Genomic DNA, 24,733 nt, shown 5'->3' with positions numbered 1-24,733 from the left:
GCCTACCTTGAATTTTTATCTGTATTCCAAACAACGACCATAATATTAGCTTTTTTAGTTTAGTATTTGCTCCGAATAATATTTATTGAGCAGTTCATTATCTAGTTCTTTAATCTCATCTCCCATATATGTCTTTGAACAATTGAGGGACGCTAGTTGATTAGAAGATCGACATCCGATGACATTACATTCACATTGTCCTCGATTTACAGATGTATAATGGTGGAAAAACTAGTCAACAAATGACCCGATCTAAGATAAGAGCTAAGTTATCTAAGGCTGGATCGTTTCGTAAATACAAGAACGTTAGGCGAAACTTTTCTAGAAGGAGAATTTAAATGGAGCAGTGTAGTGTTATTCGTATCAGTGAAGCATTTCCTGCTGAAGAAATTATTACTCGTTGGATTATTGGATTAGCTATTATTCATAATGATTTTATCTATCTCAAGAGAAAGTTCTTAATACAGTCAGAAGATATATCAGTGTTTGTGACTGAGGCGACATCAAATTTTAAATTTTAGCAGCTTCTTTACGAGAAGCGATTTTCTATTTAGAAGAATCAGAAAGAAATCCTGATATTAAGAACTACATTGATTCCTTACCATCCCATATCATTGAATTATATAATAAAATCACTCCATTATTTAGGACTGGGATTAAATCTGACTTGTTGCAAAGGTTAACAAACATAAGAAATATAACATATCATTTCTCAAAAGGTTTTTTTTGTAAGTCAACCAAGTCAATCATTGCGGCATTGTATAATGCCGTATCTGCGCAGCAGAAGTTTCGCCCTAGGTTCGCAAGATATAGTAGTCAGAGAATCAGGAGCATCCCCTCAATTTTTCAGCCTAATGAGATTTAGGACACGCTAGATAGTGTGAAAACTAACGGGCTCTACTACATCACTACTTCTATCGAACTTCATTTTACAATCTTTCGAATGAAAAAGCGCTTTTAAGTCTTTATGTGTTCAAATATATAGGGTTAAACCATTATCATTATTCATTTTTCTTCCCTGTCGTTGAATGTTTACAAAATAGTATATATATGGTAGTTTAGGGGTGGAAATATGTAATGTACTCATTTTAGTAGTAAGGCCTTTTTGAAAGAAGGTGATGGTCTGAGTAAAGGAAATAGGCTAATCGGTGAGTTAATTTACGATTATCGGAAGAGTCGTAGATACACTTTACCGCATTTATCTACTTTATCAGGTATTCCTAAAGGAACGATATCGAAAATCGAAAGAGGAGAGACAAAGCATCCTGAATTAACTACTATTCTTTCCTTAACTTCTTCGTTATCCATTCCATATTCGGATGTGGTTGGTCATTACATCGTAACGGAGAGGCGTAAGAAGGTGCTGCAACGTCTGCTAATGGAAGCTATTCAGAGGGGCGAAAGCACAGTTATTGAAAAGATAGCAGTCAGGTTCCTGCAATCTGACAGTGAAGACAGCTACGATTTAATTGAAGAGCTGTACAAAATGACAGAAGCTGTGACTGATAATACGATTAGACTCACACTATTTGCTTTAATCGCAAAGTATGCCAGAGAGCACGGAGTACAACCTTACGTTGCCAAAGCTTTTTTTCAAACGTACTTGATTGAACGTAATGATTTTAGCAGGCTGGAGCAGACATTCCATACAGGAATATACCTTCTTAATTACATTGGTTTTTTCCCAGAAGAGGAGAAAGCGCTTATTCATTTCAAATTAGGCTTTCATGCTTACGCGCTACAAATGCATGAAAAGAGCATTGAATTACTCTCTGCTGTTGTGGAAGAGTATAAGAGTGATCCACTTACCAGAGCTCGTGCCTTGCTTCTGACTAGCAATTCATATTACTATTTGGGTAATTACTTTTTGGCAGAGCATTACATGCACGAATGTAACAAGTACTCGTTTAAAGAAATACAAGAAAACATTAAGCTTAATGAAGCTTGCATCCTTGGCAAGAAAGGACATACTGAGCAGGCCATATCACAACTCCTTATCTGTTTACAGCAATCCTCATCTGATCAAACCATCCATATCATTAACGAGCTTTTCGAATTATACCTTCATAATAAAGATACAGTTTCAATTGACATTTTACTTAAGCATGAATCTCAAATAATCAACACTGAATATAAGACGCCTTTTAAAAAATCTGAATTGGCTCTGTATTTTAAGTTAAAAGCAGGATATTACATACAGCTTAAAAAATATGAAGAAGCTATTGACTGCTTTATGCTGAGTATTTTGCATTATATAGGTGTGGATTCTCGTGTCAGGGCGAATGATTGTTTCAATTTAATTTTATTTATATTACCCAAATGGGCACAACAACAAGTTGATGACTCGACCAAGTAAGAGGAAGGAAAGTAATTATTATTACTTATCCTACCTCTTACTTTTGTTTATGGCAGAATATGTCGAAAAGGTTTTGTTAGAGGAAAAAAATTACGAATATAGGAAACCTGGTTTAAATTGTCATTGAGAAGGGGGTATCCAATCTCGATGCTAACTCAAGAAGAGGAATTTATTCAATTAAAAGTTAAAGAATTGCGTGAACGATTGGCAAGAACAGTAGAAAGTATGAAAAACCTAAGTGATAGACATGTAGTGGAAATTAGTCAGGAACTCGACTGGTACATATTGCAGCTTCAAAAAATGAATTTTTCGGAAACGAAGAATAAAGGTAACCAAAAGAAGATAGAAGGAGCTAGTCGTATTCTGCTCTCTCAAGCAAGATAACACGATTAAAGAGGTTGTCTCAAGGATGCTGTGTTAGTCAAGCTAGCACTCTTGTTTCAATAATATAGAGCCGATTCCAGATGAGCATAGGCAGGCAACACCGAAAATCGACTCTGAAGCGCTCATTCCTTTGCCGTGCAAAGAAAGCAGCTAGAATCATTATAACACCAACTAAATCTTTGTAATATTGGATCGGGTAGCCGTTAAACAGAGGAGGAATGCCTATTCTATTTGGTTGTAGTGATTGACATTAAAGGATTGCTTCAGAGAATTCTTTTGTCCATACCGCATCAAACCTCATCAAAAAATTGATTTAGTTCTAAAGTCAGATCCATAAGATATCGAATCATAATATGATTAAGGAGGAAAAAAATGAAAAAGCAAATCATCACTTCAGTATTGAGTGTAAGCATGTTATTGTCAGTCTTTGCTCCAGCAGCATTCGCATCAGAGGCCTCAATTGCAAAAAATCTTCAGCAACAGTCACAGGAAAGTCGAATTCTTGAGATTGGCAAGGATGCTTTTTCTCGAAGTGTCTTGGAAGCAGCTCCGGTGATGGATAAATACATCATCATTGGTGAAGAAAGCTTCTCTCTTGATCCTGTGGCAAAAAGCATCGTCTCCCCAGAAGTTTACAACCAATACGTTATAGGTGTAGAAAGAATGAATGAAGCTTTACAGGATGGGTATCTGTCCATTCAAAATGGGCAGATCAAGATTGTGCCGCCAAGTGAATTTCAAACAAATGCGTTTAGCAATGTATACTGGTGGGGAGTTGCTGTCACATACAGCGATTCAGAAACAAAGAGCTGGGTATATGCACTTAATCAAGGTGCAGGCTTATCTGGGTTTTTAGCAAGCATGGCGTCATTGATTCCTGGAGGTCAAATCGTGTCGTTCTGGTCGGCGGTTGCTGGTTTCGGAGCTTTATGGTTTGCGAATGAGCTGTCCTACAAAAACGATGGAAAGGGAGTAACGTTTAATTTTCATTGGCTCCCTGCACCATATTTTGTTATAACCTCAAATAGTTAATCGAACAGAAAGGAGGGGCTATGCACAATATTCTGCTAATTGTATTTGCTGTTTTAATAATAGCCGCTCTTGTAGGTAGCTTGATTTTCAAAAAGAACATTTTCAAATCAGATCAAACTGTAATGGTATTGTTTGTACTTATGGTTATCTTGTCATGGAATTATACAATCTCATATGACCACGCAAACATGTACTATTCGATTGCTCTGACGGTTGTCTTGATCTTATTTGCACTAAAAACATTCTTGTGGAGTAAGAAGAAGTGATTTAATAGGGCACGTTAGCTATCACACCAGCAAGCATACCCTAAATCTCAGTAAGCTGAAATAAGCGGATTGAACTCACAGGAACAGAAACTTGTAGCTTGTGAGTTCTCCCTCATAACTGGAAGGAAGCATGAGGCTTGTAAATCAAGGATTAAAAGAAATGAATATGTTAGACCTTGTAGTCTGTCAAGGAGTTGAGGACTTTGAAGGTTAAACGAAGCTCGTTTTTATTTTTTACTATACTCGTTATTTTCACTTTGTTCACACTAACAAGCTGTGGAAAAGAGCAAGTCTTTAAAGGTAGTGGTGAGTTTTGGAATGTTAAAGTTGTGCAAAATTCGGTACCCGATCACTTTGAGATCGGCTTCGAATATATTGGACAAGAAAGCTTATTGAATTCATTTGAATTCAAGTTTCTAAATAGCGATTTCAATGCTTCTGGATCGACGCAGATCAACAAAGAACCTCCCTACATTTATAGTGTCAAGTATGTAAAAGAACAAGATGCAGGTGAGAAACTTCAAACAGATTCATTAAAAGCAAAGATCAAATGGAATAACAAAGAAGAGGAAGTAACGCTTTCGAAAAGATAGTCCAATTTATGAGTTCAGCAATTACTTAGAGGAATATATCAAAATTATCTGAGCTTTTTACTGAAAGGGGACGCTAGAGAACTTCTGGATAGCTTGGAGGCAAGCAAAAAGTCAGTTCTGTTAGAAGAAAAGCCCCTTCCCCATGAAATTGAGGATGAAATAGAAGAATAATGATTTAATAATTACTCTAGGTGAGGATATGATGAAAAAAGAAGCCAGCTTCAATAGTTGGCTTCTTCACTTGTAACCATGTTATTAAAAATGAGGATAGAAAACGAAAAGGAATAAAGAAATCATGAGAAAGATAGTTCCTATTGTGATAGTAAGTATACTATTGCTCATTATTCTGCTCGGCGTGGCTGCCTTTTTGCTATTCTTCCATATTGGTATTTTCGAGGTATTAGGGATTCGATACGAATCATGGACATCAGTCTTCCTGTTTATCGGTTTATCGTTCGTTGCTGATACGGTTACCAAAGTATTATTTATATTTATGAAGACTAGGTATTTTTTCTCTACTGGCCAGCATTTTAAGCAGTACCATGACGCTATTTTCCGAATACTCCTCGATTTTATGGCCGTTCATCTGATTGATGAATGGATGACGTCCGTTCATTTTTCTATTTTTTCTGAGATTGGTTTTGTTCTTATTATCTATTTGATTGATACTTTACTTTTTCAGAAAAAAGACCATGATCGTTGATCAGAAAGAAGCAAAATAATGATTTTGTAATTCAAATGATTCCATTCGGTTAACGGGGAGTGAACGTTACATTGTCAGTTGCTCGAGAGTATATTAGATTGTATGCAAAAATAACGTTGAATCAGAAAGTGAGTTTCTTGTGGTACTTGCTTTTACCCTTAATTCTCTTTTTCGTATATCATTACAATTGGATCATGACTAAGCCAGAAGCTTCTTTTTTTCAATATCAAGCCAGCATGTTCTTAGCCTATATTACATTTGTTATGTCTATTGAGGTTACCACAAGTTTGATCCGTATGAGAGAAGATGGCTTCTTGAAAATGTTCGCATTCGTTTCGGGCACGAAGTATCCTATGATTATAGGAAAAGTCTTAACGCAATTATCCTTCCTGATTCTTTCGATCCTCATCTTTTCTCTAGTGACCAGCTTATGCAGTCTACATAACCCTACAGAAATTATATTATTTATGATTAGTTCCGTCGTTGCGGGCTTAATCGGGGCAATTCCGATAATGTTCTTCTTTTTAATACTTATGATTTTCCCGATGAAGCAAGAATCACTAGTTACTGTATTGAATATGCTCCTACTTGTATTTTTGTTAATAACCGCTAATAATTTGTCGCAATCATTGTCGTGGGGAATCCTGCTGTTATATATTAATCCATTAGAACTGGTTAGAGCTTTGAATCTATTAATAGCAGAATTCATAACGGGTAGGGAATATATGAATTTTGGCTCGGCTCATATCGTATTCGGCCTGATTTTATATACGGCTATCGGACTTTTGGGGATGAGATATACAAGAATCGTATCCCCGACAAATCGAACATGAATTGGGGCAGGCATATGATTACAATTGAGAATTTAAATTATAGGCATAAGAATTGTAATAAGAGTAATTTGGAAAATTTAACTGTAGATTTTAAACCGGGTATAGTAAACGTCATTATAGGAAAAAACGGTTCCGGCAAGACGACGCTTTTTGATTTGATTACAAATGTTATCCCAAGACCTGATGTAATCAAAGGTGTACCTAACCATTCTGAAATTATTTATCAGTTACAGGGGTTATCGTTTCCTTCGACTTTGAAAGGGAAGGATTTGTTTCGGTTTTTTTTGTACACGGATCACAATAATAGTATAGAGGTTTCGAATACTCCATATACCGATAAATACATGGAATCTTCAGAAATTGAGTTAATGGAAAAAGTATGGGACACCCAATTTGGTCAGTTATCTATAGGAGAGCGCCGATACTTAAGTATTCTGGCGGTAACGCTTATGCAAAGGAAGCTGTATGTATTTGATGAACCGACTTCCGGAGTTGATCTCGAAGCAAGATTGCAAATTTTAAAAAGAATAGAAAGACTTACTCTTGGTACAAGTTCGACAGTCATTCTTTCCACTCATACTTTACATGAGTTTCGAAATATACATTGTAAAATTCACTTATTGCATAAAGGGAGTATAAGATTCCAAGGAACGTTTGAGCAATTTATCGAAAACGGCGAAAACGGTGATCCAGACTCAGCATTTTATCAAAACCTCATGCTGCATCAAGCAGAGTAATGAAAAAAATCAATTCAACACATTTTAATACAAGAGAATTCAGATGGGCACGGTAGAGAAAATAATAAGCTCTATTGTGTCCTTTTTCTTCCATATTGGAATATTCGAGGTATTAGGGATTCAATACGAATCGTGGACATCGATACTTCTGTTTATTGGTTTATCGTTCGTTGCTGACGCGGTTACCAAAGTATTATTTATATTTATGAAGGCAAGGTATTTCCTCGCTACTGATCAGCATTTTAATCAATACCATAACGCTATTTTCCGAATACTCCTCGATTTTATTGCCGTTCATCTGATTGATGAATGGATGACGTCCGTTCATTTTTCTATTTTTTCTGAGATTGGTTTTGTTCTTATTATCTATCTGATTGACACTTCTTTATTTCGGAATGGTGAGAAAGATAGTGAATCATGAAGTAACATGAGACTATGTTAAAGCTTTATGGCTGTCTGTTTACATGGTGACTATGGTTCTTGTTATGACGGTGTTTACCGTTCCATTGAAAAAGTTTTTTCATGAGCATCATAGCACATAGAGTCAGCTTAAGAATTTCGTAAGAGTAAAGTAAGAAAAAAGAAGAATACGTCCCGTAAGATATAGATATGAGAGAGCGAGAGGAGAAAAGAGTATGGAGCATAAGTACGAACGATTCCAGGTTAATCAACACATCTAATGCAGAAGAAAGGAAGATAAACGTATGAGCAACAATATGAAGTTAACTATGATTCTCCTGGCCGCTGCCAGTATCGGACTCGCCGGATGTGCGAAAGAATCCTCCGTCACTAGTACACCAAGTTTGTTCCAGCAAAATTCTTCTATATCGACAAACACAATTGCAAATCCAGGAGACATGAGAAATGTCTCGAACGCAGTAAAAGGGGATATTTCTCAAATAGATGTAACTAACATTCATTCCCTAAAAATTCAGAGTAACGCTGCTATAGTTACAGTTATAGGCGACAAAAAAATCAATCAAGCAGAATTGGAATTATCCAAGGGCAATTCACTAGGAATGGATACCAACGTGACTACGTCGATCCAAGATGGAACATTACAGATTATCCTTGAAAATAAACTAAAGATCATAAATATGGGGCCATTGCCATCTTTAACGATTCGTCTTCCGTATAAAGAATTGAAATCCCTTGAGATAGAAAATAAAGTTGGCAACATATCCGTTGAGTCAGAATTGTCGGTCCAACACTTAAATGTGAGCAGCGATACCGGTGACGTTACTGTAACGGATGTAATTGGTATGGAAAGCAGTAACATATCTACTGACGTTGGTAGCGTCGAATTCGCTCTACCTGATCACCCAGCACCTCTATATGTAAATCTATCAACAAAAATAGGAACTATCGATAATCAGGTTGCTCTTGAAAAAGAAACAAATACCACAAAGGTTGTATCCAAAGAACTCCATGGATATGTTGGTAAGGCTCAATCCGAAAGTGCAACGCTCAACATTTCCACACAGGTGGGTGAAATTACGTTCAAAAATTAAGTGTCATCATCGTGCCTGGCTTGCCATAATGATCACGTGAATGAGAGACGTTAGAATATAGTTCATCGAGATTATATTCTCTACCCAATTCAATGGATAGAGTCCTTGTACATGAGCTTGGAAAAGCAACAGATCGTGATGCAATAAGAACGATATTATTCGTTCCATCAAATGGAGAACCGACAAAGAAAATCCCACTGCGAGAAATTACAAATATTTATTAAGAAGAGAGCGAGCCAAATAGGATACGCTCTTTTCTCATGTTCCCGTAGGAGCTCGTACTCCTGATCCTTCCGGATCCGGCCGTACTACCGATCGGTACGCCGGTGACGGCGGCGATCAAACATGCCCTGCAGCAGCTTCTTTCACTACCGAAATCATAGCAAAATCAATTTAGAAGGGGAAAGTACACAATATTTTGGGGAAGCGCTTCTAGAAGATAAAAAAATCAGTTGGACGTTTTATCCTTAAAGTTGCGCCAGGCCGAAATGATGATCGACAACACTTAAATCGTTTAATAGCACATGTTCAACAACCAAACCTTATGCAAGGGCTACCAATTGACTCGGCAGCCCTTGCTTCAATTTTTCACAAATGCAGAGGGGGAATGAACCATAAAGAGATCACAAAATCAGCAGTAGACTTCATAAAAAGGAATAAACTGCATAATATTTCCTGGTGGGCCTCAGCTTTGGGGGGAACCATTATCGCTAAAGTAACGGAACAGCTGCGGATTTTAGGGTGGGAAGGAGGAACGTTTCGATGAAGGTGGAAATTATCAGCGATATCGCATGTCCCTGGTGTTAGGTGGCCAAAACACGTTGCTGACGTGCGTTAAGCGAAATTTCCGGCTGTAATCGATGACATCCGGTACGCTTGGAACCAAGGATCTACAACGATAAGAGCTAGTTCGGTTCAAACAAGGAGGAATAGGATTTGATTCGAAAATTGTCAATGATTTTGATGATGATGGTACTATTCAGTTCTGAAGTGATGGCGGTTTCTGCCGAGACTGCTTCCTACACAGACGGAACCTACACATTAGAAATGAATAACGAGGATCCATCTTTTGATTCGACAGTGAAACAACGAATGATTGATACCTTCTTTATCGTATATCCTCAAATGGTTGCACGTTTCAATGGTCAGGCAGCTCAGAAAGTATATTTTACAATTGATCCGACATACTCTGGTGTTGCGGAAGCAGGAGGGGGCAAGGTTAGATTCAACTCTAATTGGCTGCGAAAGAATCCGGAAGATATCGATACGGTGACCCATGAGTTAATGCATATCGTTCAAGCCTACCCTGGGGGGAGTCCCGGATGGATGACCGAAGGGATCGCGGACTATGCCCGTTATAAATATGGCAGAAATAATGGTCCGGCAGGATGGTTCCTGCCTAATTATAGCCCTAATCAAAAATATACGGATAGTTACCAAGTTACAGCTCGCTTTTTCGTATGGCTGGAAAATCGGATCCGTCCGTCGATTGTCAATGAGATGGACTTCAATCTTCGCAATCGAACTTATAGTGAACAATTATGGGTGAACGTAACTGGCCAGACTGTCGATCAGTTATGGCAGCAATATTCCAAGGATCCAAACTTGACTAGCAACGATGTGCTTGTGGGAAGACCCTATAAATTAATTAATGTAAACAGTGGAAAAGCATTGGATGTTCAAGGATCAGGGGCAGCGAATGGCACAAATGTTCAGATTTATTCAGATAACGGATCAGCAGCTCAGCGTTGGACAATGTATCGAAACCAAGATGGCACCTATAAACTGATTAACGCGGTTAGCGCCAAAGCACTGGATGTGCAAAGTTCGGGGACAGCAGACGGTACAAACGTACAGATTTGGGATGACAACGGTTCAGGTGCACAGAAATGGAGTTTCATACGCAATACAGATGGCTCGTATAAACTAATTAATAGTAACAGCAATAAGGCTCTGGATGTATCCGCATCAGGCACGAACGACGGTACGAACGTGCAGATCTGGACGGATAACGGGACCGCTGCCCAAAAGTGGAAGTTGGTACTTTTAAATTAATATGGGTAGGAATTCATATGACCAGTTAGATCAAATTGATCTAGCTGTTTTTTTCATATTCTCGCGTAATCGGAAGGACTTTGGCCCTTGGCCCGAATAAGTAAGATTCGTCTTGATTCTCAAAAGGGACCAACCCGTGAAGGGTCAGTCCCTGTAGTTACAACTGCGTCTTGCTATTATTCTACAAGCTTCCAGGATTCATCGCTGCCCGGAATGCTCTTCGTCCACCACTTGGCTTGGTAGAGCTTGCCCTCATAGCGAACCAAATTGCCTTCTACATACACATTGCCCGGCACGTAATCCACGCTGCCGTCTTCATTTGGAATCACTTCTTTTTCCCATGCTTGGGAGGAATCCGGCGCTTGGCCTTGTACCCACCATTTAGCTGTGTATTTCTCTCCTTTGTAAATGACAGAATCACCTTCGTAGTAGATCTTGTTCGGATCATACGTATCCGCGAACCCGTCGATAACGGTGATTTTTCGCTCTGCGGAGGCTAGCAGACCTTGATTGTCTTCTACGGTGTACACCAGCTTGTAGGTTCCCGGAGTAGAGGAATCAACTGTGCCTTCGATCACGATGCGATCGGTCAGGTCGCCGTCCTCTTCATCTGTAGCGGTAACCCCTTCTTTCGGATCGAAGTGCTCGCCAACGAGAATCGTTTTATCCATTGCGCCATGAATGACTGGCTTGTGATTCATCTTTTCTGCGACAGTGATCGTACGTTCTGCAACCGCTTGCAGCCCTTGGCTGTTCTCTACGGTGTACACCAGCTTATAGGCTCCTGGAGTAGAGGAGTCAACCGCTCCTACGATCACGATGCGATCGGTCAGGTCGCCGTCCATTTTGTCCGCAGCGGTAACTCCTTCTCTCGGATCGAATTGCTCGCCAACGAAAATCGTTTTATCTGTTGCACCATGAATCACTGGTTTAGAAGCGACCGGCGGGGTGCTTCCATTTCCGAATGCTTTGAAAATATCTGTGTATTGATATTGAGCCGTTACGCCATTGTTGTTTTCCAACATCGCATCCCGGTTCATCGACCAGAAGGAGGTCATCGCCAGCCCTTTCTCGATCGCATGATCCACAACCAACTGGGACCACTCTGTCGTAAAGATCGGATGAGCCGCGCCTTCAAAGCCGATGGATGGCGTCGTTCCAATGAGGCCATAAGCCTCTTGATCCGTTAGATCCGTGTTAGCAAATTGTTTGAAGTACTGCTTGACTTGATTCTTCGTCGAATCAACGGCTCTCAGCGAAGCGGAACCATAGTTCTCGCCAGGCAGGAGCGTTCCGCTGCCATAGCACATCGTCATGATGTTCACGACTTTGACATCCACGCCGGCAGATAAGTAAGCTTCCAATACATCCAATTGAACAGAAGTCAGACCGCTTGGCAGTACAGGGAGTGTTAATACAATATCGACTCCCGTTGCATCCTGAAGCTTCTTAATCGCCTGCGCGTTGGCGACATTCAGGGCTTTGTTCTGAGCGCCGCCCTCAATGTCAAGGTCTAAGCGGGTCAGTCCATAGCCTTTAACAATTTCCATATACGTATTGAAGAGGGTATCGGTGTCTTGAGTCACTTCCCAGAACGATACGCCATTCAAACCGCCCAGCGAGATCGTGACATCGCCGCCCATTTCGCGAATTTCCCGAATAGACTGCTTAATCCCTTGGTATTGGGTGTTATCCGCATTCTTTTCATTCAGTACGGAATATCCTCCCCAGCCCCATTGCACTTTGCCGTCCGCGATTTGCTGCGAACTGGATTGAATAAAGCCGAGATTGAAAAATTTCACGCCGGTATCCTCGGAAATTCTGGCGAGGTTAGGGGCGCCGTTGTTGGAGTATCCTGGCTTGGTAACCCATGCAACCATATCAACGAATGGAGAATTGACTTGCTTCGGCCACTCGATTCCTTGGCCAACCCCAAATTCATGCCCCGGAGCTGTCGTTTCGTTAACTGTAATGATGCGTTTTTTCTCGACCGTTAATCCTTGTGAATCCGTAACGGAGTACCCCAGCTCATACTTGCCGGCTGCATTTGTATTAACTTCTCCCGTCACGGCAATACGTGATGTGAGATCTCCGTCTTCTGCGTCCGTAGCAGTTACGCCAGCCAGCTTATCAAAGTTGTCGCCGACTGTAAGCGTCAGGTCTGCTATGCCATGCAATACAGGAGGTTGATTCTTGCTTGGAGCTTCATCACCCAGAATGAGCTGTCTGTTCATCTCTGGGCTGTTATCCGACACCCGCTGAACCAGCTCCATGCTTGTAATCTTGGCATCTCCCTTAAGTTTGAATGTATAGGATCTGCCAGGTTCAATCGTTTTGGCATCATAGACCGATTTCAAATCGACGGCCGTGTAACCGTTCTCATTTGTTACGGTTCCCGCTAAATAATCGCCGGAAGTCAACGGTCCATCGGCTTGGATGTAGAGCTTCGGCAGCTTAACCGTTTTTGCTCCTCTTTCCACCGCTTTCAACACTTGATTCGATTCGGTCATAGACTCGTTATTGAAGAGGGTAATTTCATATCCCTTATTGTTGCCCCAAGCCTCGGTATACGGTTTCACATCCGCCGTAACATCCAGCTTGGTATATTGGATTTCATGTGCTGTCAACGCCTGGCTTCCGAAGAGGCCTTCTTTCGTTGTCTTTGTTAATTTATCACGCTTGGCAGGATCCGCAGTAGGGGCATCGTTGGAAGCCATCCAAGCAATGACGCCGCCCAGACCATTCTCAAGCACATATTTCGTTTTCTCTTGAATGGATCTTTCATTGTCATACGTGTAGAATACACCAGTTGTCCCATCATACAGATAGGGAGCTTTGGATGCATCATCCCAATATTCTTTGAGATTCGGGTAAGTGGCCTTCAGCTTGTCGAGGTTGCGATAAGACCAAATCCCTGTTCGGCGGCCGCCGTCCCCAACAGCGAGCGCTGCCTCGCCAACCGCGCCGCGGGATGGAGTCTGATCCGCATCCTTGGCGGATAGTGCTGCTTCGCCGAATAGCCCCGGATGATTCGGATCGGATCCTTGCGACACTTTATCCCAGCCGCGAGTATAGTAGGCCGCCCCGATCACAATCTTATTCGGCTCAGCACCTTGCTGAATCAAATAATTCACGCTCTCGTCGATGGACAGGTTGTTGCCCGTGAGCGGGTCGTTCGGGTTCGTATACAAGCCGGTATGGTGGCCGCTTACTTCATCCCATGCGCCGCGCATGTCATAAGTCATAATGTTGGCAAAGTCTACAATGTTGAACAGTCTCGGCACATCAATGCCGATATCGATCTTACTCTTCGGCGCCGGAAGCGCAACAGACAGTTCATACGCTTTACCAAGCTGGGCTCCTTGCTTATTCAATGCGTTTTTGATATCTTGCAGCAGTAAAATATAATTGTTTTTATCCTCTGGTATAGCGTATTTCGTACCTTCATCGTTCTTATTATCGACCATATCAGGCTGTCGAACTTCAGCCGGGAACTCCCAATCGACATCCACGAAGTCCATGTTCGTGTACTTGATGAATTTCATGACATTTTGGATCAGATTTGCCCGTTTGGAAGCATCGGCTGCAACGACAGCGAAGTCGCCTGATTTCGACCATCCGCCAAGAGAGATGCCGATCTTCAGATTCGGGTTTTCTGCGCGCAATTGCTGCAGGGCGATAAGGATGCCTGCATTGGCCGCTTGCCATTGAACGCCATCCTGGCCGACAGGCGCTTCTACTGCCGCATCCTTATCCGTAAAGACAAGGTTGCCTTGGGCATCAAAATCGAGAAACGCATAGTTCAGGTGGGTTAATTGATCGGCCGGTATATCTTTGGGATAAAAGTTTCCTTGTCCTCCCCAAATCGACCAATCGCCATAGTACATGACATTCCGGATTTCTTTTGTTGCATTTTTGAGCACAGGTTCCTGTGCTGCGGAAACAGTCGTTCCTGCGTAAGTCGGCGCCAACGAAGACACGAACATCATGATGGTCATTACCGTCATTGCGAACAATCTTCGGGCGCTGCGCTTTCTCCCAGTCTTCATCCGTTATTCACTTCCTATCAATAGATTTTATTAATAGGCAGCTAGGGTGGGGCATCTCGCCATGGATCATACAAAAACAACCATACGACTAATAGAGATGGGGGTCTATTAATCGGCAACTGGCTGGCATAGAATTTCTTCCTTAGCCCCTTTAGTTTTGCGTCACTAGATTTCCCTAGCTTTGCCTAGTAATACCTGCAAACATGCATACTCTTGCATAACGATACATGTTTACACCGTTAAATATACAGCAGTTTTGAGTATATTTAATGGGTCATACGGATTATTTGTGAATATATGAACATAGTTCGATATTATTATTCACTAGAAATATATCTTGTTGAAATCCGGATGGAATAAGAGGATGTATGTTAATTCCATATGGTTTGATACTGGACATCATCCTAGTAACTGCACCGATCCTTTGTTATGCTTTTTTACATATTCTACATGTCCGACAAGGTTTGGGCAGTAGGTCTTAGGGAGGAGGGGAGATATATTGTAGTGTGGATGAACGAGCCAGAGTTCGCACAATGATAACGGAATATAACTTTCCTTATCAGTAAAATTCATGCAACTATATAGTACTTGGATTGGATTAAAAAGGACTGATCCTCCTTTTCTGGGCAATTATACCTCGCCCAAAAGTTGAAGAATCAGGAACAAAACAGTGGTCTGACGATCATTTTTCGATAACGGAACCAGGATTGCTTTGACAGGTAATCCATTTTATTTTATAGTAAGTAACACACTAACTACTAAAGGAGTTGCCATGGAAGAACTTTATAAAGAACTTCAGAAGTGGGGCTTTTCACAATATGAATGTAAAGCGTACATAGGGCTTTTGAAAAATTCCCCTATAACCGGATATGAAATAAGCAAAAGGTCGGGTGTGCCTCGTTCAACGATTTATGAAGTATTGGCAAAATTAATGGATAAAGGTGCGGTGTACACAGTACCTTCTGACCCCGTAACCTATGCACCTTTACCAGCAAAAGAGTTAATCCATCGATTGCGTAATGACTTTGACAATTCTATGGATTATCTTGAAAAGAATTTATCTGCGTTAGAAAGTGAACAAGAAGTAGATGTTATTCGACGCATCAGCAGTGATGAGCGCGTTGTGGCCGAAATGATTGACATCATCGATAAAGCTAACAAAGAAATATGGTTGTCGATCTGGGAACCACAAGTCGATTCGATAAAAGGTGCTGTAGATACGCGGATAAAGGATGATATCCACGTCTTTTCTATTCTTTTTGGAGCACCTGAGATTCAGCTTGGAGCAACTACTCATCACAATTACATGGCTCCAGAAGTAGCTGAGGAACGTATGAACGGTCGCTTAACGATTGTTGCACGGGACAATGAGGAAGTATTAATTGCAAATTTCTCGCCAAATACACCTGCATGGGCGGTAAAAACGGAAGACCCGGCACTTGTGTTAATCGCGATGGAATACATCAGGCATGATATTATGTTCTCAGAATTAGTGAAAGAAGTGGGCCCAGAGAAAGCAGAAGCGCTTTGGAAAAACACTCCTAACCTATTTCATGTTGTTACTGGAAGACGGTTCAAATAAATTGAACCGTATTTTCTTTCACTTTTTAGTAGTAGTTAGTAAGTTAGCTTCTAATACTTGAAAATAAAGAGGGAATGAAATGAGTCTGTCGAACGTCCAAATAAATTCGTCTCCGAGAGATGAAGATAGCTTTATCCAAGGAGTAAAAGATTGTGTCCCCACGCTGCTGGGTTATTTAAGTATCGGATTAGCTGCAGGTGTGATCCAAAAGACTGCGGGACTTAGCATCGCTGAGATCGCTCTGATGACTATGATTCTCTATGCTGGCTCAGCTCAGTTTATTGCTGCGGGTATGATAGCAGCAAGTAGTTCGATTACTGCCATTATTATTACGATTTTCTTTGTCAATCTTCGTCATATTTTACTTAGTGCCGCACTAGCACCTTATTTCCGGCATCTTACTCCACTTCGCAACATGCTAGTAGGTTCTCTACTCACCGATGAGACATTCGGTGTCGCGATTACCGAGGCGGCCAAGAGAAAGCGAATCAGTGAGAAATGGATGCATGGTCTCAACATAACCGCTTATGTAAATTGGCTTGTAGCGAATCTAGCAGGAGCATTTTTGGCACAATGGATTTCGAATCCGGAGAAATTCGGACTAGCATTTGCCTTGCCAGCTATGTTTATTGGAATTCTCGTACTCTCTATGGTAGGGCGAAATAGAATCAAACTTGATATCGTTGTCGCCATTATTGCAGTGGTCATTGCTGTGGGAAGTTCTTTCTTTTTGTCCAGCAGTATGGGCGTTATTGTGGCTACAATTATTGCTTCAACAATAGGAATGGTGGTAGAAAAATGGAAGTAAGATGGGACATTTTTTTGATTATTCTAGGCACAGCTTTTGTAACATTTATTCCAAGGGTCGTTCCTCTGATGGTGCTTAGTCGTTTTGAATTACCAGGATGGGCAATGCGATGGTTAAATTATGTCCCCATTTCCGTTATTGCTGCTCTGATAGGTCAAGAGATATTTATCCATGACGGAAAGCTTACATCTCTTACCAACAACATTGAATTTTTTGCAGCCATACCGACTTTTTTAATTGCGATAAAAACAAGAAGTTTATTGGGAACCGTACTGGGCGGTATTATTTCCATTATCATTTTACGCTTATTGTTTTGAAACTTGATACTAGAGTTTTATCGAGGATACATGGCTATGAGTAAAAATTTTATATGCGCGCTGTAAAAAGGGTCTAGTGGATGAAATACCTACTGCCAAAAACTACACACCGAGCAAATGGTATTCCAAGAGGGAGAATATTTCAAAACAAAGGCAAGAGAACGCTACAAAATTGAGGCGAAGAACAGTGAACTCAAACATAGACATGGGTATGGTGTCGTTATCCTCGGATCTTTTTGGCATGGAGTTACAAGGCATAATGGCAATCTTCGCTCTTAACGTGAAGAGAATAGTAAAGCTACCGAAGTGAGAAGCCAGTGGTACAGGCTTGTGTATACAGTGAAAAAGACGACTATTATCCCATTAATAGAATAATAGTCGTCTTTTGTTTCGCTCTACGGCCTCGGATTGATCCAAGGTTTTTTGATTTACATTCATTTAGTTGAGAATTGTATACGCCTATCTATGTCTTGTATTGCTCGATTTATTGTTCTGATTCGATTGGGGCTACTTGTCGTTGCGAGATATCATTTGATGATAACGATAAACACTTGATTCCGACATTCCCATTATTTCAGCAACTTCATTTATTGTACCTTTAACTTCGAATACCCCGTATTCTTTTAATTTGAAAATAGCAAGTCTCTTTTGTTCAGGTGATAACTGAGCACCGGATTCTAATATATCTTTATCTATTACTCCATAAATGATATTACGAATATTATCGGTAAGTTTTTCAATAGGTTGTTCCTGGTCAGTTTCCTGTTCGATAAGATCTATAGCTGAACTTAGATTGGCCAATTTTAATATATCCTTTGCGACTTTCCTATAGACATCCGCATCAAAATTTATACATAAAAGACCTTGTAATTGACCTTCACGATCTTTTATAAATAAAGTTGATGAACGGAATTTTTTACCTCTGGGTCCTTCTCCAACATAATCTACAACATAATCCTTTTTTAGATATACCTTTTCGTTAATTAATTTTTTTGCATAGTCAGTTAAAGGGCCATTTAAAGATCTTCCACTTAAGTCTCCATTGACTATGTGACCGATTTGAGAACCCCCATTAGGATTTAAAACATGTAATACAAATTCATAATTAGATCCCAAAATTTCCCCGAAATAATTCATTATATTTTGATAATGTCGAAATAGTTCATTATCCATTTAAGTATTCCTCCTTATCAGTTATTCCTGAATTTTATTCACTATGAAATTGCTCGCGAATTCATATTCAATTCCAGGGTTGAGCAAAATCTCAATAAAAGATGCGCTTTACTTCTCGTACAAGGATGCATTCTTCTTTTTTCAGCTATAGACAACCCAACTTCGGGTCTTTTATCGACAAGGATTTCGTTTAATGAAGAAGCCAGCATTCAAAATAGACAACCCTATTATAACTTATAACAAGTTTTTTAGAATTTTAAAAGGGAGAAACATTAAATTTGCAATAAAAAATTCCGATAAAAATAATTTATTATCATTTGTTTGACTTCGCGATTATCTATGTGCTACTCTGTCTGTGTAGTAATAAAAAATAATTACTGTAATAAATTATTTTAAGTTATTCTTTGAGAAAGATCAGAAAATGATCGTTGTTTTGATGGCATTGATTGCAACGAGTATGATTACAACGATAATTTATCCAAGTATTCAATTCGTACTAAGAAAGGGTTTGATGATTCTTAGTTTTACTTTTGAAAACCCTTACATGGTGGGCGGGTGACTAGTATGGCAACTATGGGGAGGAAACTTATATGAACATGAAATTAGTACCTGTTAAAGAAAAAAGGGTTGTTAATTACAAAAGTTGTTTTGATGTGATTGGACCGGTTATGATCGGCCCCTCCAGTTCACATACTGCAGGTGCCTTAGCTATTGGAACAGTTGCCAATAAATTATTTCAAGGTCTTCCCAAAAAAGTTGTGGTAAGGTATTATGAATCATTTGCTGAAACCCATAAAGGACACGGAACTGATTTTGCAATTATTGCCGGTATATTAGGATTTGCTGCCGACGATAGTAGGGTGCCTGGTGCTATTGAAATAGCAGAATCTAAAGGAATTGACATTACCTTTTTAGAAGAAGCAGGTGATAGTCCTGCCGGTCATCCGAATACTGCAGATATTTATCTGGAGGATGGAAATCGAAATATTAGAACAATGGGAACTTCAGTCGGTGGCGGATTAATTGAAATTAAACATATAGAAATTGACGGGTTTGGCTTACATCTTCAAGGGCCATTGCCGGTTATTATAGCGATTTCCGAGAGAGATGACCTTGAATTTATATTACGCAGGATCTTTAAACAATATAATGTGGAAATTAACAATTTTTATAGTTTGGAGAAGTCAGGAAAATATTTATATCAATTTGATGTGGATTCTCAATTATCTAGTGATGTTCAGAAGGAATTGAGAAATTCTAGCAGTGCAGCTAATATCATTATTCTTTAATTAGATTAGGGGTGAAAAGTTTATGTACATGACTATAAAGGAAATTATCGATGCAGCTAATCAAAGACAAAAGCCAATTTATGAATTAGCAATTGAGCAGGAAATCGAGCAAACTAAAACTTCTTATGAAGATGTTTGGAGAAAAATGGAAAGAAATTTAGTAACTATGGAGAATGCTGTAAAGAAAAGCGCTGAGGGCAACGGAGTATTTTCTCCGACCGGTTTATCCGGAGGGGATGCTGTTAAAATAAAACAATATCGTGAAAGCGGAAAAACCCTTTCTGGAGATTTGATGATGCTCGGGGTCCAAAACGCTATCGGAGTTAATGAAGTAAATGCGTCGATGGGAGTTATTTGTGCAACTCCAACTGCAGGTGCAAGTGGGACAATCCCGGGAGTGCTGTTTAGTATCCAAGATAGTTTACAATTAAGTCATGAAGACAAGGTTCATTTTCTATTCACTTCAGCTTTATTAGGAATGGTAGTAGCAAATAACGCTTGTATTTCCGGAGCCTTCGGAGGATGTCAAGCTGAAGTAGGTAGTGCCTCAGCAATGGCTGCAGCAGCAGCAGTAGAAGCTGCCGGAGGAACACCTCAGCAATCATCTGACGCTTTCTCAACTGCACTGCAAAATTTACTCGGTCTAGTTTGTGATCCGGTTGCAGGCTTGGTAGAAGTTCCTTGTGTAAAGAGAAATGCTATTGGAACGGCTAATGCCTTAGTAGCAGCGGATATTGCATTAGCAGGCGTAACCAACATCATCAATGCTGATGAAGTAATTGAAGCGATGTTCGTAGTAGGAAGACAGATGCCTCGCGAATTAAGAGAGACAGGTTTAGGTGGAATTGCAGCCACTCCCACAGGAATTGCTATTAAAAACAAAATTTTCGAAGATAAGGTTACTAGAAAATAAGATAATAATAATATATAATTATAGTAATAAAAGATTACAATATTTACACTGAAATGTAAGCGTTATAGCAAAAAAATGGGATTACAACTCATGATTTGTGAAAAAAATCACAGTTATTAAGGTTCATTCTCCAATGCTGCTTTCAAGGATGAGAGGAGTGAATATCGATATCTACCATTGCCACATAATGTAATAGTATGCATTAAATAGTTTTGAAAACGTAAACAATTTTAACAGTTTTAAAAGAGAGGAAATGATAAAGTAGTTAACCAGTATACAAGGAGGAATTATAATATGAATGGGAATACAGCGAAAAAACTTGAATTTACTGCTGAAAATACTACAGGGAAAAACGAAAAATATCCAGATCCCAAAAAGTGGCACAAGCAAGATACCACCTGGGCATTGAGCCTTTTTGGAACAGCAATTGGAGCAGGCGTACTCTTTTTACCTATTAATGCGGGAGCAGGTGGTTTATTATCGTTACTGTTAATTACAATACTTGCATTTCCTGTTATGTACTTCTCGCATAGGGCGCTTGCTAAAATGATATATGCTTCCAAATCTGCTGATGAGGGGATTACAGGTACGATAAGAGAGTATTTCGGTAATAAGGCAAGTATAATTTTTAACATCGTATTTTTCTTCTCGATTTATATTATCGTGCTGATGTATTCGGTTGCACTAACAAATACTGCAAGTAGTTTTATCGTGAATCAATTGCACATGAATGAGCCGCCAAGAGCCATTTTATCGCTTGTATTAGTACTCGGTCTTATAGCTATACTGAACTTCGGTCAAGATATTACTGTAAAGGTAATGAGTATGCTAGTATATCCTTTTATAGCTTCGCTGCTTTTTATCTCAATATCTTTAATTCCACAGTGGAATACGTCGATGCTTAGTTTTTCAAGTGTTTCTACTGCTCCAACAGGAGTAGGAGGATACTTCAATATGATTTGGATGATACTGCCAATTATTGTATTCTCGTTTAATCATTCTCCTATGATATCGTCATTTGTTATGAAACAGAGACAAACTTATGGAATACTAGCTACAGACGCCAAATGTTCTCAAATACAAAAAGTGTGTTATATCATGACTTTCATTGTCGTTATGTTCTTTGTTTGGAGTAGTGTCTTGAGTTTGACTCCAGATGATCTTGTAATAGCAAAAGAACAGAATTTATCAGTACTTTCATACCTTGCCAATCGGCTTAATTCGCCTCTAATCACTATTGCAGCTCCTATTATTGCGTTTGTGGCCGTAACAAAGTCCTTTCTTGGCCATTATGTAGGAGTATACGAGGTAATGCGTGACATGATTATCTCGGCCGGTAAAGCACGTGGAAAAAACCTCAAAGAAAAAACAGTTAAGAGAGCGATCCTTGTTTTTGTAGTATTAACATGCTGGTATGCCGCTTATGCAAATCCAAGCATTCTTGGAATTATAGATACTCTCAGCGGACCGCTAGTTGCTGCTATCTTATGTCTCTTACCAATGTATGCGATCAATAAAGTTCCTGCGCTAGCTAAATACAAAGGAAAACTTAGCAATATTTTTGTCACTGTTGTGGGCGTTCTCACTGTCCTTGCAAGTTTGAAAGCATTATTCTAATTAAATATCTTTTGAGCTTTCTCAGGTGGCTTGTCATTGACACCTAAGAAAGCTCTCTTTTTATTGATTAGTCGACTCATTCGTGATTTCAATCATGAGATGAATCGGGGCTATGATTTATAGAATAATACTATAAATTGGTTAATTAAATGAACAAATGTTGAGTCAATCAGTTCTATTGGCAACTATACACATAGAAGGGAGGATTACCAATTATGAAGAATAAGAATTTTACAGAATATGATCGGGCGATATTGCAATCCTATGACTCCATCGTGGAAGGCTTGGCCGATTATTTGGGAGATGCCAGCGAGATTGTGCTGCATAGCTTGGAAGACTATCAAAATACTGTTATCAAAATCGCGAACGGGCATCATACGGGCAGAGAATTAGGAGCCCCGATTACGAATATGGCTTTGCAGATGTTGAGTGAGGCTAAGTACTCTAACGCAAAGCAAGCGATCAGTTATTTTACCAAAAGCAAGGACAACCACTCAATGAAATCAAGCATGATAGCCATTCGTGGTGAAGCTGGCAAAATTATTGGTTTTATGTGCATTAACATAAACTTGGATGAATCGTTTTCTGGATTTCTTCAGACTTTTTTACCGCAAGCGGGTTTTGAAACAAAAGCACAGGAGGAAAATTTTTCATTATCCATTGAGGATATGATTCTTGAAATGATAGAGCTGACGATTGAAGCGGTGGATGCTTCTCCTGACATATCGTATGCAAATCGAAATAAGCACATTATCGGTCTTTTGTATGATCGGGGAGTGTTTAATATGAGAAATGCGGCTACAATCGTGGCAAATATGTTGAAAATTACGAAACATACCGTTTATTTGCATTTGCGTAATCATACTCCCAGAAACGAGAAGGAAACCTGTACAACCAGTAAACAAGGCTCATTTAATTGACCAAACTTTTTATAAAAAGGAATGTTCATTCAAAAAGAAAAGAATCCATTTTGATTAATCTCTTGTCAAAATGGATTCTTTTTTATTTACTCTATAACCTAGATTTACATATTTTTTACCACACTTTTGAAAAAATGAGGTTCAACGGCTTGATAATTTATTTAAAATGATTTATATTCATATCAATTGATATGTTTATCTATCAAAAATGAATAAAAGCTAACGGATGGTAAAAAACAATTGGACAGAAGCGAGGTAAATAATATGACTTTTGAAGAAAAATTACAAGCATATGCAGAACTTTTGGTAAAAGTCGGTGTCAATATTCAACCAGGGCAATACTTATTAGTCAATACATCTGTGGATGCATTGGATTTCGCCCGTTTAGTTGTGAAAGAGGCTTATAAGGCTGGTGCAGGACGTGTTCATGTTAACTTATCAGATGATGAAATGGATCGTGCTTACTTTGAGCATGCCTCAGATGAAGAATTTAATCGTTTCCCAGAATGGATAGTCAAAATGAATGATGAGCTGATCGAACGTAAAGGAGCACTATTAATGATAGATGCTGCAGACCCTGATAAATTTACAGGTATTTCAGCCGATCGTCTAGCTACCTATCAAAAGGTATCAGGAGCTGCTCTGAGAAACAATCGCAACACCGTAATGAAGGATTTAATAGCTTGGTCGTTGGTAGCAGTTCCTTCACCAATGTGGGCATCGAAGGTGTTCCCGAACTTAGCTGCTGAAGATCAAGTACCAGCATTATGGGAGGCTATTTTTAAAGCTGTTCGTATTGGTGAAGGCAATGCTGTTGAAAAATGGCGTGAACATGTAACAAATTTAGAATCTCGTGCGGTTCTACTGAACAATAAAAAATATGCGAAGCTTCACTATACAGCGCCAGGTACTGATTTAACAATTGCATTAGCACCACAGCATAAATGGATTACTGGAGGTGGTAAAACGCCAGATGATACTATCTTTATGGCTAATATGCCGACAGAAGAGGTTTATACGTTACCGATGAAACAAGGTGTAAATGGCTATGTAAGCAGTACAAAACCATTAGTTTACCAAGGGAATATTATCGACGGCTTTAAACTGACATTTGAAGAAGGAAAAATTGTTAAAGCTGAAGCACAGATAGGACATGATTTATTACAGGAGCTTATGAATGTGGATGAAGGCTCTTGCTATTTAGGTGAGGTAGCACTTGTACCACATGAATCGCCAATTTCAGCATCGGGGATTTTATATTTTAATACATTGTTTGATGAAAATGCATCGAACCATTTAGCGATTGGTAATGCTTATCCAACTTGCTTAGAGGGAGGAAGAGATTTAGAAAACGATCAGCTTGAAGCGTTAGGTGCAAATATTTCAGTAACACATGAGGACTTTATGATTGGCAGCAGTGAGATGGACATCGACGGTATTCTACCAGATGGAACTGTAGAGCCAATTTTCCGTAAAGGTAGCTGGGCATTTTAAGTTTTTGATTTGAAGTAAGGAGTAGAGTAGATGAAACGATTACTAACCATAATTGGTGCAACTGGCTGATGACCAAATAACCGGAAGTGAATTTTAAAGTA

General features: G+C 39.5%; 20 protein-coding genes, 1 pseudogene and 1 riboswitch. Of the genes and pseudogenes, 19 read left to right on the top strand and 2 right to left on the bottom strand.

The features are described 5' to 3' along the window. Positions 1–338: 338 nt before the first annotated feature. The 10 genes from RQP50_RS09325 to RQP50_RS09280 all read left to right on the top strand — a co-directional run bounded on the left by RQP50_RS09325 (position 339) and on the right by RQP50_RS09280 (position 10,470). Complete coding sequence (locus tag RQP50_RS09325; protein ID WP_315745013.1) at positions 339–521, top strand: hypothetical protein; 183 nt, start codon at positions 339–341, stop codon at positions 519–521. Between the two features lie 584 nt (positions 522–1,105). Further along, positions 1,106–2,356, top strand: coding sequence for an XRE family transcriptional regulator (locus RQP50_RS09320; protein WP_315745011.1), 1,251 nt, complete (start codon positions 1,106–1,108; stop codon positions 2,354–2,356). A gap of 147 nt (positions 2,357–2,503) precedes the next feature. Continuing rightward, positions 2,504–2,740: an aspartyl-phosphate phosphatase Spo0E family protein gene (locus RQP50_RS09315; RefSeq protein ID WP_315745009.1), complete on the top strand. Its 237-nt coding sequence runs from the start codon at positions 2,504–2,506 to the stop codon at positions 2,738–2,740. Between the two features lie 372 nt (positions 2,741–3,112). Beyond that, positions 3,113–3,772, top strand: a complete 660-nt coding sequence (locus tag RQP50_RS09310) for a hypothetical protein (protein ID WP_174809851.1) — start codon at positions 3,113–3,115, stop codon at positions 3,770–3,772. Between the two features lie 469 nt (positions 3,773–4,241). Then, complete coding sequence (locus tag RQP50_RS09305) at positions 4,242–4,631, top strand: hypothetical protein (protein WP_315745006.1); 390 nt, start codon at positions 4,242–4,244, stop codon at positions 4,629–4,631. A gap of 295 nt (positions 4,632–4,926) precedes the next feature. Next, positions 4,927–5,334, top strand: coding sequence for a YrvL family regulatory protein (locus RQP50_RS09300; protein ID WP_315745004.1), 408 nt, complete (start codon positions 4,927–4,929; stop codon positions 5,332–5,334). Positions 5,335–6,181: 847 nt separating this feature from the next. Beyond that, entirely contained in the window at positions 6,182–6,904 is a 723-nt protein-coding gene (locus RQP50_RS09295) for an ATP-binding cassette domain-containing protein (RefSeq protein ID WP_315745002.1), read from the top strand. 43 nt (positions 6,905–6,947) lie between these two features. Next, a complete protein-coding gene (locus RQP50_RS09290; protein ID WP_315745000.1) occupies positions 6,948–7,325 on the top strand; it encodes a YrvL family regulatory protein in 378 nt (125 codons plus the stop codon). A 283-nt stretch (positions 7,326–7,608) separates the two neighbouring features. Then, positions 7,609–8,415, top strand: a complete 807-nt coding sequence (locus tag RQP50_RS09285) for a DUF4097 family beta strand repeat-containing protein (RefSeq protein WP_315744998.1) — start codon at positions 7,609–7,611, stop codon at positions 8,413–8,415. A 936-nt stretch (positions 8,416–9,351) separates the two neighbouring features. Then, positions 9,352–10,470: an RICIN domain-containing protein gene (locus tag RQP50_RS09280; RefSeq protein ID WP_315744996.1), complete on the top strand. Its 1,119-nt coding sequence runs from the start codon at positions 9,352–9,354 to the stop codon at positions 10,468–10,470. A gap of 176 nt (positions 10,471–10,646) precedes the next feature. On the opposite strand, the gene RQP50_RS09275 is transcribed toward RQP50_RS09280, so the two are convergent. Next, on the bottom strand, positions 10,647–14,519 hold the full coding sequence (locus tag RQP50_RS09275; protein WP_315744994.1) for a glycosyl hydrolase family 18 protein: 3,873 nt from the start codon (positions 14,517–14,519) through the stop codon (positions 10,647–10,649). 111 nt (positions 14,520–14,630) lie between these two features. Continuing rightward, positions 14,631–14,715: riboswitch (cyclic di-GMP riboswitch) on the bottom strand. Between the two features lie 576 nt (positions 14,716–15,291). Between RQP50_RS09275 and RQP50_RS09270 the strand changes: the two genes are divergently transcribed. From RQP50_RS09270 to RQP50_RS09255, 4 genes and pseudogenes are all read left to right on the top strand, one after another. Beyond that, positions 15,292–16,101 carry a TrmB family transcriptional regulator gene (locus tag RQP50_RS09270; protein ID WP_315744992.1) on the top strand — a complete coding sequence of 270 codons (810 nt, stop codon included), beginning with the start codon at positions 15,292–15,294 and terminating at the stop codon, positions 16,099–16,101. Between the two features lie 79 nt (positions 16,102–16,180). Continuing rightward, the gene (locus RQP50_RS09265) at positions 16,181–16,909 is read left to right on the top strand and encodes an AzlC family ABC transporter permease (protein ID WP_315744989.1); all 729 of its coding nucleotides are present in this window, start codon (positions 16,181–16,183) and stop codon (positions 16,907–16,909) included. Continuing rightward, a complete protein-coding gene (locus RQP50_RS09260) occupies positions 16,900–17,226 on the top strand; it encodes an AzlD domain-containing protein (RefSeq protein WP_315744987.1) in 327 nt (108 codons plus the stop codon). Before RQP50_RS09265 ends, RQP50_RS09260 begins: the two co-directional genes overlap by 10 nt. A gap of 105 nt (positions 17,227–17,331) precedes the next feature. Continuing rightward, positions 17,332–17,536: pseudogene (locus RQP50_RS09255) on the top strand (IS5/IS1182 family transposase); the annotation flags it as partial. 197 nt (positions 17,537–17,733) lie between these two features. On the opposite strand, the gene RQP50_RS09250 reads toward RQP50_RS09255, so the two are convergent. Beyond that, positions 17,734–18,399 (bottom strand): helix-turn-helix transcriptional regulator, encoded by a 666-nt coding sequence (locus RQP50_RS09250; RefSeq protein WP_142546521.1) that lies wholly within the window; start codon positions 18,397–18,399, stop codon positions 17,734–17,736. Positions 18,400–18,989: 590 nt separating this feature from the next. Here RQP50_RS09250 and sdaAB point away from each other — a divergent pair. The 5 genes from sdaAB (at position 18,990) to RQP50_RS09225 (ending at position 24,632) form a co-directional block, all read left to right on the top strand. Continuing rightward, a complete protein-coding gene (sdaAB, locus tag RQP50_RS09245; protein WP_315744985.1) occupies positions 18,990–19,688 on the top strand; it encodes an L-serine ammonia-lyase, iron-sulfur-dependent subunit beta in 699 nt (232 codons plus the stop codon). Positions 19,689–19,710: 22 nt separating this feature from the next. Beyond that, complete coding sequence (gene sdaAA, locus RQP50_RS09240) at positions 19,711–20,601, top strand: L-serine ammonia-lyase, iron-sulfur-dependent, subunit alpha (protein WP_315744983.1); 891 nt, start codon at positions 19,711–19,713, stop codon at positions 20,599–20,601. A gap of 294 nt (positions 20,602–20,895) precedes the next feature. Continuing rightward, a complete protein-coding gene (locus RQP50_RS09235) occupies positions 20,896–22,218 on the top strand; it encodes an aromatic amino acid transport family protein (protein ID WP_315744981.1) in 1,323 nt (440 codons plus the stop codon). A 215-nt stretch (positions 22,219–22,433) separates the two neighbouring features. After that, entirely contained in the window at positions 22,434–23,138 is a 705-nt protein-coding gene (locus RQP50_RS09230) for a helix-turn-helix transcriptional regulator (RefSeq protein WP_315744979.1), read from the top strand. Between the two features lie 264 nt (positions 23,139–23,402). Continuing rightward, positions 23,403–24,632, top strand: coding sequence for an aminopeptidase (locus RQP50_RS09225; protein WP_315744977.1), 1,230 nt, complete (start codon positions 23,403–23,405; stop codon positions 24,630–24,632). Positions 24,633–24,733: the final 101 nt, after the last annotated feature.

This window comes from Paenibacillus suaedae (genome assembly GCF_032337355.1).
GTDB lineage: Bacteria > Bacillota > Bacilli > Paenibacillales > Paenibacillaceae > Paenibacillus_B > Paenibacillus_B suaedae.
Note: the sequence above shows the minus strand (reverse complement) of the source record. Positions and strands in the feature narration are given on the sequence as shown.